The sequence below is a fragment of the Liquorilactobacillus satsumensis DSM 16230 = JCM 12392 genome (assembly GCF_001435195.1).
Lineage (GTDB): Bacteria > Bacillota > Bacilli > Lactobacillales > Lactobacillaceae > Liquorilactobacillus > Liquorilactobacillus satsumensis.
Genome location: NZ_AZFQ01000044.1, coordinates 17,582 through 28,856, shown reverse-complemented (window position 1 = coordinate 28,856; position 11,275 = coordinate 17,582). Strand labels below are relative to the sequence as shown.

Genomic DNA, 11,275 nt, shown 5'->3' with positions numbered 1-11,275 from the left:
AGTTAGACGGAGAATTTTGACTTATGGAACACGTTTATCCGGAATAAACTTGGGGCGGTGACAAAATTTAACTTTTGTCACCGCCCTCTTTATTGAAGATAAATGTGTGTCATAAGCCAAGTTTGACTGACTTAGGTCGCAGTTTCACCTTATTGCTATTTTAGTGCTAATCTGTTAGCTGACAGATACCATTTTTTAGTGATGTGTTACAATAATGCTGTCTCAAGTTTTTCGTTAAACTGCTGTTTTTGTTAAACTTCTATGCCAACCTTTTCAACATTGACAGCCGCAGTTAATTCTCCAGAATTAGACCCGCTCAAGCGTAGCATCTGTGTTTTTTCGTTCACGTCAAGCTTCATTTCGTCATCCATATACATATCACTATAGCCCTTGATCATAATCGGCCCTAAGTCAGAATCAATTTTTTGGTTATAGTCATGCGTTTCTCTTTCAGGATCAACTAACAGGATCCGAAAAACAGACGCCAAGGTGCAGGCACCTACTCGAGACAATGACCCAACTCCATCGTCAAAATCCAGCAATATCTTGTAATTTCCATTACCAATTTTATCTTTGAGCTTAGCCTGTGCAGCAGCAGTTATTTTTAAATACATTATGCATTCGCCCCTTTCAATTTATATTGTACGCAACTTAAATTAAGAAGCAATTTTATTGCCTCAACCCGGAAGCAAGTTCCCGCAGCACACATTTTAAAAATAAAGAAGGTTTTCTAATGAAATACTCCAATCTCAATACTTTCATCCAGTCTGAACCAAGTGAACTACTGCTAAATTCACTTCAAATTGATGTCAACCAAGTTGTCAGTCGCAAAAAAATCATGCTTACCTGCTTTTCAGACGGCAATTTAAAGGCACTTTTACAGGCAAAAGATGATGAAACTTTTTTTGTCGGCTTTGACTTTTTTACTTTACTGCAAAAATTACAGCGCTTTAATCTTATACCTCCGCTAACAGCACACCTCAAAATTTTACCTGAAGAATATCCGCAAAAAATTGCCGAATTTACGATCACCGTCTACAAAAATGATGATTCTTTATATGGTGCATTAACCGTCTTTATTTCAGAAAAAAACACAAATATACTTTATTGTGCAGGCTTTACTCAAAATGGAGCGCATCAGAAAAGAATAAAAACGTGGAAAAAAGTGGCCCGTAAACTGCAACTGGCAGCCCTGATTCTTAATTCACAGATGCGCCAACCGAACGCTTCACAGCAGCCCTTTAGTGAAAACGGAATACAAAAACACTTTGGTAAAGTGATTAGTCAGTTGCACCCAAGTGCTAAGCTTGTACTTTCACCCTGGAATCCAGAAAGGCTACAGCATTTTAATGAAATAGCTAACAGCCATGAAAAAGCGCTTATCTGGACTCCTAACTTTGCTCACCTAATCCACTTCTTCTATCCGCAAGAAGTGCTTTTAACTTCAAAGGACACGCATACTGCGGCAGCACTTTTGCTCGTTGACCCTACGCAAGACAGTACTCCGCAAAAAATCGACTATCTTGATCCAACACTTCAAGCAAAGGCATTGACAGCGGGGAAATATCAGTGGACAGCTTCTGGTAATTTCAACAAAAGTTTGACCTTTTTGGATGAAAATGCACTTAAAGAGCTAAAAGATGATCTACGGCCAGCAAGGATTATCTTTTTAGAAAGATGATCCTCACGTTAGACTTTGAAAATTATTTCAAATATTCTTTAAAAAAGGTTTCGACTTTTTGCGTATATTCTTTTGGGTAATTGTAATACGCCATGGCATGCCCTGTTTTTGGCACTACCCAGAGCCGTCGAATTCCACGTGTTGCTGTATAATTTTGATAAACCATACGCGTGGGAACAAATTTATCTGCTTGGCCATGAATTAAGAAAAGTGGTAACTGGTTTTTATACAACTGGCGGACTGTATTGCCATCATTAAAATTGAATCCATTTTTGAGGAGACTGTACCATCCAGCGGTAGTAATCAAAGGTTCCTTGGGTAGACCAAAGCGTGCTTTTAATTCATAGGCTAATTCAGCTGTAATACTTGAATATCCTGAGTCTGCTATAATTGCCTTAACCTGCCGCGGAAGTTTTTCACCACTGGTCATCATAACAGTTGCTGCGCCCATACTGACACCGAATAACCCAATTTGCACCTCTTGGCCTTGGCGTTTAATTAGCAATTCTATCCATTTAAGATAGTCCAAGCGATCAGGCCAGCCAAATCCAATATAACTTCCCTGACTCTGACCTGCACCGCGATCATCAGGTGCCAAGACATTATATCCTTGGTTATGCAGCATTCTAATATAACTAGCCATTAAGCGATGATTTTCTTGATAGCCATGGGCAACAATGATTGTCTGCTTGCTGGAGTGCTCTGCTGGAAGATAAAAAGCCTTCAATTTCAACTTTTGGGTAGCTGCTGTTTCAGTCCAGACTTGTTGGCTTTCATTTTTCAACCATCTCTGGTCTGCAGCCAATCGCACTTGCTTTTTACGCGGCAATTTCCCATTGAGCGGTTTTTGCGGTTCAAAAGCAAAATAATAAAAATAGGCACTTGCAGCAGTAATTGTCCCTGCCAGCAAAAGACAAACTATGATGAGCCCGCCAACTATTATTCTTTTTGATTTCTTTTTCACTTCAGTCTCCTTGATTCCTAAAAATCACTTTTTTAATACTCTAGACAAACAGAAGGCTTTATACATCAACTTCAAATCCTGAATAGCCCTTTAAGGCTACATCCAATCTGAGGTCGACCCACAAAGCCTCTGAATTATTGTACTTAATCTTTAACAAGCTGCTTATAAAATAGGTGAAAGCAATCGTGAAAAATACTGTTTAAACTTCAGCCAGTATGATTGTGCATTAAAATCAGCAATCGTCAACTTAGTTGAATGCAGCATATCGTTTTCAAAAATGGTTCGTAATTGTGTGCTAAGTTCCTGATCATATAGAAAGGCGTTCACTTCAAAATTTAGTTTAAAACTGCGATAATCCATATTAGCTGACCCCACAGATGCAATCTTTCCATCGACCACCAAGGTTTTTGAATGTAAAAATCCATTATTGTAACGATAAATTTCCACATTGTTTTCAAGCAATGCTTTGGCATAATATTGCGTTGCTCGATACACAAAGGCGTGATCTGGTTTCGCAGGAATCATAATCTTAACTTTCACTCCAGAAAAAGCTGCTAGCGAAAGGGCTTCAAGCAGCGAATCATCAGGAATCAAGTATGGTGTTTGAATCAAAACATACTCAGTAGCATTGTTGATCATTTTGATATATCCCAACTTGATTTTTTGAACCTCGTTATCCGGTCCACTAGAAACAATTTGAATACTCGTATTTCCCTGGCGATGGATTAAAGGAAAATAATTCTCCTGATAATCTACTCGGCGCTGGGGAACCGTAGCATTCCAATCCATAAAGAAGCGTGATTGCATCGCCTCTGCAACATTGCCGACAACTCTCAAATGAGTATCACGCCAGTAACCAAATTTGGGACTGCGTCCAAGATACTGGTCACCAACATTGAATCCACCGATGTACCCAATTTGGCCATCAATAATTACTAACTTTCGATGGTCGCGGTAGTTCAAGCGAAAGTTGGAAAAGGAATGATGTCCACCAAAGAATGATTCTGCCTCTCCTCCCAATTTTTCCAAACGTTCGAAAAAGCGCTTCGTAGTCCCGCGTGAACCAAAGCTGTCATAAATGACGCGGACTTTAACTCCCTGACGTGCCTTCTCCTCTAATAAATGCAAAAATTCATTGCCAATTTTATCGTTATAAAAAGTGTAATATTCCACGTGAATATGATCTTTTGCATTTTTTACATCTGCAAAAAGGCGCCGGAATTTTTCCTGACCATCAATAATAATTTCAACATGATTATGTTTGGTCAAAATTGCACTGTCTGTTTCCAAAAACAAGTGGACCATTTCGCGCGCAGTATCAGACATTTCGTCAGCCGGCAGCAATTCCTTTTCATTCCACTGTTCTTTTTGGAGTTTAACTAACTGGTCGATTCCCATCTGTTGTTGTGTCCGAATATCATAAATCTGATTGCGGGGCAATTTTTTTCCGACAAATAAGTATAAAATAAAACCAATAATTGGCAACAGCACCAAAACAAGCAACCAAGCCCAAGTGGCTGCAATTTCACGTTTTTCTTTAAAAACAGTAATAACTGCTGCAACAAGGTTAGCAACAAAAATGAGCTGCAGTGCTAAATTAACATACGACAACTTACCCACCTCTTTGGTGTTTCCAAATTACTCCTAGAGTGCAGAGTTTAAGATCTAGTTAAAAGTTTACACTTTATCGGCTTTTTTGTCATGCTATTCCCCTACTTTGACAGAATTATCGACACCAAACCACTTCTCACTGATCCTCTTTAAAGTCCCATTTTTTGAAAGCTCATATAAAGCGTGATTAATTTTACGACGCAACGTCTGATCGCCTTTTCTCATGCCCACTGCAAAGTCTTCTGTTGGAAATCCAATTGGCGTTTTTTCATAATCGGCTGCCTGAGTTTGATGCTTAATGTAATAATTTGCGTACACACTATCAATTAATAATCCTTGAATTCGGCCAGCATTCAAATCCATAAAGGCATTGTTAAATGTATCATACTGCACTGAACTACCTACATAATTTTTTAAAAGTTTGGGGCTATCGGTATATGATTGATACCCTGAAGATCCGCTCTGCAGGCCAAGGACTTTGCCTTGCATCGCGGCTGCATTTTTAATATTATTAGCTTTTTTTGTTACCAGAATTTGTTCATTTTTCAAATAGGTCTTACTAAAAGCAACGTTTTTTTCACGTGCAGGTGACTTGGTATAACCATTCCAAATCAGATCAATTGTGCCATTTCTCAGCTCGGTTTCTTTCATCGACCAATCAATCGTTTGAAAGTCAACCTTAATTCCATAGCGCTTAAAAACTGCACGTGCCAAATCGATATCATAACCTACAAGTTGTCCATTTTTTTCGCGAAACCCCATTGGAACAAAACTATCGTCTAACCCGATAATTACCTTGTCTCTTTTTTGGACTGTTTTCCACGTATCTCTGGTATTCGCGCGTTCACGTACATTCGTACAGCCAGTCAGCAAAACCGTCAACAAGAACAAACCTAATAGTGCAGACAGAGTCAATTTAATTTTAGTTTTCATCATGCCAATCCCTCTTCCGCAACTATTTCTTTAAAGCTTCGACTTTAAGAATCTTATCTGCAATCTGTTGTGCAAACTCCATATCATGTGTAACAACAATTTGTGACATTCCTTCACTCTTGAGGCCCAATAAGAGATCCTTAACAGCATCACGCAAGGCAGGATCCAGTGCAGAAGTTGGTTCATCATAACACAGAATTTTAGGCTTCATTGCTAATGCACGTGCAATTGCTAGGCGCTGTTTCTGCCCACCTGACAACTGATACGGGTATAAGTCTGCTTTATCCGCTAGTGATAACTTCTCCAACAGCACCAACGCTTGCTTTCTGGCTTCTGCCTTTGATTTTTTTAAAACTAGCTCAGGCGCTAACATAATATTTTCTAGGACCTTCAAATGAGGAAATAACTGAAACTCCTGAAAAACAACACCGATCACTGAATCTTCATTTTTTGTACTAACAGGATCAATCTGTTTGCCGTCCACCAGAATCTGTCCACTGTCTGGCTTTTCAAGCCCACTCACACAGCGTAGCAATGTAGTCTTGCCTGCACCGGATTGTCCAACAACACAGAGAATCTTACCGTCTTCAAGTGACAAATTCACATTATCTAAAATTATGCGTTTTCCAAACCGCTTTGTGATATTTTTAAGTTCTAACATTTACTTGGCCTCCTATCTCCAGTAACTGTAATGCTGCTCTAATTTACGTAAGATATATGTGCACAAGGCCGTTAATATCAGGTAAATTACTCCTACTAAGATTAGCGGAGTTAACGTAACGTCGCGACTTGTTGCAATATTGCCTGCCCGTAATAAATCACCTAGGCCAATTACATAAACCAAACTGGAGTCTTTAATTAAGTTAATGACCTCATTTCCAATTGAAGGAAGCACAATCTTAATGACCTGAGGAGTTACAACTTTGCGAATTGTTTGCCAATATGATAAGCGTAAAACCTTTGCACTTTCATATTGACCCCGGTCAATTGATTGTAAACCACCCCGGAAGATCTCTGCAAAATAGGCAGTATAATTCAAAATAAAAGCAAAAAGTGCAGCATCGTATCGCTGCAAGGTTAAAACTCCATTAGCGATCAAAGGCAAGCCATAGAAAACAAAGATCAGCTGCAATAAAAGCGGGGTTCCTCTCATCAACCAGACGTAAAAGCGTAGCACTGCACGCAGTGGCGTAAACTTAGAAGTTAATCCAAGTCCCACGAGTAGCCCCAGCGGAAGTGCACCCACTAACGTCCAAAAAAAGATTTCAAGTGTTAATTTTGCACCTTCTAGCAAAGAAGGCAAGACTTCAAAAATATAATTCATTCTTTCAACTCCCTCAATTTATTTAAAATCTAAGCGCATTGTAACGACAAAAAGCCCTCTTGGATACCTAAAAATATCCAAGAGGGCACAGGAAAAGCGCGATTCCACCTCAACTTGCTAGTTTCTCACGAAAATAGCCTCAGCGAGTTTAAAAAACTCAAATTGTTAACGGTCTTTACACCGAGCAACCCTACTAATACTTCAAGTCACTAACTTGCAGACGTGGTTCAACCATTCCTTCTCTATCTTCACAGCAACCAGATAGTCTCTGAATTCAGAAATTGCCTACTCTTCTGTTCATTGTCTTTACGAATTCTTTATAATTAATTATTTTTAAATTATCATTAATACTCTAAAAAGTCAATGTCATTTTTTGCCAAACCAGTTTTTCAAGCGGCTGAAAAAACCTTGTTTTTCGAAAGACTCAAGATTCATTAACGGAACTGTTTCGCCTTGCAATCTGCGTGCAATATTGCGATAACCTTGCGCTGCCGGATTATGTTCATCAAGAACAATTGGTTCTCCCTTGTTAGAAGTACTAATCACTTGATCATCATCAAAAACGATTCCCAGAAGTTTGATCGAAAGATGACGCGTGATTTCATCTATATCCATAGCTTGCCCATCATTCATCATATGCGTTCTAATCCTGTTGATTATCAACTGTGGTGCCTCGCTTAACGATTGCTTTTCCAACAGTCCGATTACACGATCAGCATCTCTGACTGCAGAAATTTCAGGTGTAGAAACCACGATGGCTTGATCAGCCCCTGCAACGGCATTCACAAATCCTTGTTCAATGCCTGCAGGACAGTCGAGTAGCACATAATCAAAATCTGGTTTGAGCTCCGCAACTATTTTTTGCACTTCTTCGGGTGCCAAGGCCGATTTATCAGCATTTTGAGCTGCCGGTAAGAGAAAAAGCTTATCTTCAAAACGTTTATCCTTAATCAACGCTTGGTGCAGCTTCGCACGTCCTTTGGCCACATCGACAATATCGTAAATAATACGGTTATCAAGGCCAAGAATTACATCCAAGTTGCGTAGGCCAATATCAAGGTCAAGCAAGCACACTTTTGCACCTGAAAGTGCGAGGGCCGTTCCCAAGTTTGCGGTGGTCGTAGTTTTACCTACACCACCCTTTCCAGAAGTCACAACAATTGCTTTCCCCATTTTAATATCCTCCCATACGTGCAAATAGCTTTGGTCGAATGGTCTTAACCTCTGTATGCTTAGTGTAGTCTAAAACATGCAGATCATTCACATACACCACTGTTCCTTCATCATCCGCAACTTGTTCTTGTGCAACAATTGCCACAGCATCCGCAATCCTAACCTGCTGTGCTGCGTGCACATTTCCGACAATGATTGCTTCTGCATTACTAGGATAACCAGCGTGCACGATACCTTCACAACGCCCTAGCAAAAAGACATTTCCGGTTGCCCGCAGCATGCCGCCTTGATGCAGATTCCCGATGAACAAGACATCACCTTTAACATGCTCGACCTGACCATTACGAATAGTATTGGCATTCAAGTGAATTGACTTGCTTTCGATCATCTCAAGTGCATCTTGAACACGCATCACTTCGGAAGTAATTTTATGTATCGAAAACAGCGGATAGCGACTGACGATTTCCTCAATTTTTTGCTTCTCGGTCGCATCCAGCAGACGCATCCCCGTTGTGATGTTAAAAGAAAGCGGTTCACTATCCATTTTTTTGTCCTGTTGCAGCTGTTCAAAAAGTTCGGTCAACTCACGCAAAATATCAACAAATTTTGCATCAGCTTTTAAGTTGATCACGTAGCCATCCTGATGCCCTTTTAAAACAACACTCTGCATTTTAACACTCCATTCATCTTGAAAAAGTCTCGATAAAGCGCTGCAGTGGGAAGTAACAAATCACAAAAGCAGCGAGATTGTATGCTAGCGTTGGTCCCAGTGTTGTACTGATAAAACTTGTTAATGAACTGTTAGTAAAGCCGATCATTACATTTATCCAGTAAAATAAAAGGGTCAACAGAGCAATATCTATCAAGTATATTAATAATACCACAATAAACGAAGGCTTAAAAAAGCTATACATTATTTTCGTTAAATAAACAATCAGCGGAACAATCATTACAAATGGACCAATAATTCCAGTGTAATACAGATCGAAGACAAAACCTACACAAACTGCCCAAAACATTGAGTGTTCAACCTCGCCTAAACATACACACATTACCAACCATAAAACGAAAAGACGGCTTTCAATTGAAAAATTAGTGGAAAACATCTGTTTTGAAAAAAGATTGCTGAATGTTCCATCCAAAAATAAACCGAGAAACAAACCTAGTGGGAAAAAGTAACGCATTTTTGAAATTCTCATTTTCTCACCCTCTAATCCGTACGCTTCGCAACAGTCACAACATCCAAGTTCGTTAAATCAGCCGCTGGTTTGAGCTCAACTTTTGAGGCTAATCCATAGTCATCTTTTGCAACCTTAACAACTGTACCTACTAAGATTCCTTTAGGTGAATTTCCACCCATTCCTGAAGTAATCACCTGATCACCTTTTTTAATCTTCTTTTGCGAGGTAATCTGCCCCATCAATAGTCGATTAGTGTCACTGTTGTAACCAGTTATCAAACCATTAACTACTCCTGAGTCAGTCTGAATCTGAGTTGCAAAACGGTTAGCGGAATCATTCGTAGAACTCACAAGTTCAACCTTGCTGTTGGTTTTATTAACTTCGACAACTCTCCCGACCAAGCCCTTTTCAGATAAAACAGCGGCATTTTTTGTCACACCTGCCAACGATCCTTTGCTAATAACAATCTGATTTTGCCATGAAGAAGGCGCTCTACTGATCGTATATGCAGAAATTTTCTTGAAATCTGTCAATGATTTGTTAAGTTTAAGCTGTTGTTTTAACTGGGAGTTTTCTCTACGCAGCGCTTCATCACTTGCCTTTTGGGTTGCCAGACTATCAACCTGTTGCTTGAGCTTTTGGTTTTCACTGTAAGTGTTCAAAAGATCTGAAACTGTCCCGCCAGCACCCTTAACAAATGCAACTGGATACTCAACTACCCGGTCCACAATTCCCACAGCATCATTTCCAATTTGCTGGACAAGTGGTGGTGTCGCCTTATTATTTCGGACAGTGATCGACAATGCTATTAGTAAAAAACCGATAATCAGCGATACCAATATAATGATGAGTCTTTTATTGAAAAAAAATCTTTGCATAGTTCCCTCCACTAAAGTTAAAATTGTATCAAAAATTAAGAGGTTGGATAACTAATCCCCAACCTCCTACACGATACTTTTTAAGCGCCACTATTATTTTTTCTTCATAACATCGATACTCTTCAAAGATTCACCAGTACCAATTGCAACACAGTCGAGTGGCTCAGAAGCAATAAAGACAGGAACTTTGGTTGCATCGGAAATTACTTCAGGTAAGTGCCGCAATTGAGCACCACCACCAGTCAATACGATTCCATGGTCAATTACATCGGCTGCAATTTCTGGAGAGGTCTCTTCTAAGGTCTCCTTGATCGCCGAAATAATCTCTTGAATGACTTCTTGAATAGCCTTTGCGACATCAACTGCCTCAATTTCAATTGTCTTAGGTAATCCACTAACCAAATCACGTCCACGGATAGTTTGATTATCCAACTCCTTGGCAGCTTCAACTGAAGCAGATGCAACGTCCATCTTAAGTTGTTCGGCAGTTCTTTCCCCAATCAACAGATTATTGTGCTGTCTGACATAATAAACAATGGCATCATCAATCTTGTCGCCTGCCATTCTGATTGAACGACTTGAAACAATCCCCCCAAGAGAAATTGTTGCAACATCTGTCGTCCCACCACCGATATCAACAACCATACTTCCCGTTGGGTCCATCACGGGGAGCCCGGCACCGATTGCAGCAGCAAATGGCTCTTCAATTACATAAGCATCACGCGCACCTGCAACTCGGGTAGCATCAATGACCGCTCGTTTTTCAACTTCAGTCACTCCGCTTGGTACACAGACCATAACATAAGGCTTGCCAGTTTTATGACCTAAAGCCTTATCAATATAATACTTCATCATTGCTACCGTGGTATCATAATCAGCAATTACTCCGTCCTTCATTGGGCGAATCGCAACGATGCTGGCAGGTGTCCTTCCGATCATATCACGTGCCTCAGAACCTACTGAGACAATTTCTCCGGTTTTAGTATTTTTAGCTACGACTGATGGTTCGCGCAACACAATGCCTTTGCCCTCAGCATAGACAATCGTATTGGCAGTTCCCAAGTCGATTCCAATATTCTTAGTTCCGATTCCGAACACTATTTTTCATCCCTTCACATTGGCCATCTTTAAAACTGATGACTCTTTCGCAATACACGTATTATATCATACTTGCATGCTCTCGTTTAGTCCAAATTAGCTACTATTCAAGCATACTTAAATCGTTCCTGAAAGTCCTAATTCAGCTACATTCTTAACCAATTATTTACAATGTTTCAATCAAGTAAAACAATCTTTAGTGCCTGTGGGCCCTTTTTACCGACTGCCACGATAAATCCCACTCTTTGTCCTTCTTCCAAGCTAATGACTTTTTGCTGTTTTAATTCCACTATTGTGAATAAAAAAATTCTCTGTCCTCATCTTTGCAGTGATAAAACCACAGCCATTATCTTTATTAAAAGACCGGACTTTCTCTGTTAGCATCTTCACACATCATTATTTCCAACTATCAGAATTTTAGCATATCCCTAC

Annotated in this window: 12 protein-coding genes and 1 other annotated feature; of the genes, 1 reads left to right on the top strand and 11 read right to left on the bottom strand. The window is 39.8% G+C overall.

The window, feature by feature from the left end; translation table 11 throughout:
- Window positions 1-251 precede the first annotated feature (251 nt).
- On the bottom strand, window positions 252-614 hold the full coding sequence (locus FD50_RS07035; RefSeq protein WP_054757380.1) for an iron-sulfur cluster biosynthesis family protein: 363 nt from the start codon (window positions 612-614) through the stop codon (window positions 252-254).
- Between the two features lie 119 nt (window positions 615-733).
- Here FD50_RS07035 and FD50_RS07030 point away from each other — a divergent pair, with 119 nt between their 5' ends.
- Complete coding sequence (locus FD50_RS07030) at window positions 734-1,681, top strand: hypothetical protein (protein WP_056960943.1); 948 nt, start codon at window positions 734-736, stop codon at window positions 1,679-1,681.
- A 22-nt stretch (window positions 1,682-1,703) separates the two neighbouring features.
- On the opposite strand, the gene FD50_RS07025 is transcribed toward FD50_RS07030, so the two are convergent.
- The 10 genes from FD50_RS07025 to FD50_RS06980 form a co-directional block, all read right to left on the bottom strand.
- Entirely contained in the window at window positions 1,704-2,645 is a 942-nt protein-coding gene (locus tag FD50_RS07025) for an alpha/beta hydrolase (protein ID WP_054757374.1), read from the bottom strand.
- A gap of 162 nt (window positions 2,646-2,807) precedes the next feature.
- Window positions 2,808-4,256 carry a cardiolipin synthase gene (cls, locus tag FD50_RS07020; RefSeq protein WP_056960942.1) on the bottom strand — a complete coding sequence of 483 codons (1,449 nt, stop codon included), beginning with the start codon at window positions 4,254-4,256 and terminating at the stop codon, window positions 2,808-2,810.
- A gap of 93 nt (window positions 4,257-4,349) precedes the next feature.
- Window positions 4,350-5,192 carry an amino acid ABC transporter substrate-binding protein gene (locus FD50_RS07015; protein ID WP_415615182.1) on the bottom strand — a complete coding sequence of 281 codons (843 nt, stop codon included), beginning with the start codon at window positions 5,190-5,192 and terminating at the stop codon, window positions 4,350-4,352.
- A gap of 19 nt (window positions 5,193-5,211) precedes the next feature.
- Window positions 5,212-5,850, bottom strand: a complete 639-nt coding sequence (locus FD50_RS07010) for an amino acid ABC transporter ATP-binding protein (protein ID WP_054757373.1) — start codon at window positions 5,848-5,850, stop codon at window positions 5,212-5,214.
- A 12-nt stretch (window positions 5,851-5,862) separates the two neighbouring features.
- A complete protein-coding gene (locus FD50_RS07005) occupies window positions 5,863-6,513 on the bottom strand; it encodes an amino acid ABC transporter permease (protein ID WP_056960941.1) in 651 nt (216 codons plus the stop codon).
- 78 nt (window positions 6,514-6,591) lie between these two features.
- Window positions 6,592-6,823, bottom strand: a binding site (T-box leader).
- A gap of 56 nt (window positions 6,824-6,879) precedes the next feature.
- Window positions 6,880-7,686: a septum site-determining protein MinD gene (minD, locus tag FD50_RS07000; protein WP_056960940.1), complete on the bottom strand. Its 807-nt coding sequence runs from the start codon at window positions 7,684-7,686 to the stop codon at window positions 6,880-6,882.
- A gap of 1 nt (window position 7,687) precedes the next feature.
- Window positions 7,688-8,356 carry a septum site-determining protein MinC gene (locus FD50_RS06995; protein WP_056960939.1) on the bottom strand — a complete coding sequence of 223 codons (669 nt, stop codon included), beginning with the start codon at window positions 8,354-8,356 and terminating at the stop codon, window positions 7,688-7,690.
- A 13-nt stretch (window positions 8,357-8,369) separates the two neighbouring features.
- A complete protein-coding gene (gene mreD / locus FD50_RS06990) occupies window positions 8,370-8,885 on the bottom strand; it encodes a rod shape-determining protein MreD (RefSeq protein ID WP_054757370.1) in 516 nt (171 codons plus the stop codon).
- A gap of 11 nt (window positions 8,886-8,896) precedes the next feature.
- Window positions 8,897-9,745, bottom strand: a complete 849-nt coding sequence (mreC, locus tag FD50_RS06985) for a rod shape-determining protein MreC (protein WP_056960938.1) — start codon at window positions 9,743-9,745, stop codon at window positions 8,897-8,899.
- A 93-nt stretch (window positions 9,746-9,838) separates the two neighbouring features.
- Window positions 9,839-10,843, bottom strand: a complete 1,005-nt coding sequence (locus FD50_RS06980; protein ID WP_056960937.1) for a rod shape-determining protein — start codon at window positions 10,841-10,843, stop codon at window positions 9,839-9,841.
- Window positions 10,844-11,275: the final 432 nt, after the last annotated feature.

Coding starts and splice junctions, on each gene's coding strand:
- FD50_RS07010 (WP_054757373.1), bottom strand. CDS start 5,850: ATGTTAGAACTTAAAAATATCACAAAGCGGTTTGGAAAACGCATAATT.
- FD50_RS07030 (WP_056960943.1), top strand. CDS start 734: ATGAAATACTCCAATCTCAATACTTTCATCCAGTCTGAACCAAGTGAA.
- FD50_RS06995 (WP_056960939.1), bottom strand. CDS start 8,356: ATGCAGAGTGTTGTTTTAAAAGGGCATCAGGATGGCTACGTGATCAAC.
- FD50_RS07015 (WP_415615182.1), bottom strand. CDS start 5,192: ATGATGAAAACTAAAATTAAATTGACTCTGTCTGCACTATTAGGTTTG.
- mreD (WP_054757370.1), bottom strand. CDS start 8,885: ATGAGAATTTCAAAAATGCGTTACTTTTTCCCACTAGGTTTGTTTCTC.
- mreC (WP_056960938.1), bottom strand. CDS start 9,745: ATGCAAAGATTTTTTTTCAATAAAAGACTCATCATTATATTGGTATCG.
- FD50_RS07005 (WP_056960941.1), bottom strand. CDS start 6,513: ATGAATTATATTTTTGAAGTCTTGCCTTCTTTGCTAGAAGGTGCAAAA.
- minD (WP_056960940.1), bottom strand. CDS start 7,686: ATGGGGAAAGCAATTGTTGTGACTTCTGGAAAGGGTGGTGTAGGTAAA.
- FD50_RS07035 (WP_054757380.1), bottom strand. CDS start 614: ATGTATTTAAAAATAACTGCTGCTGCACAGGCTAAGCTCAAAGATAAA.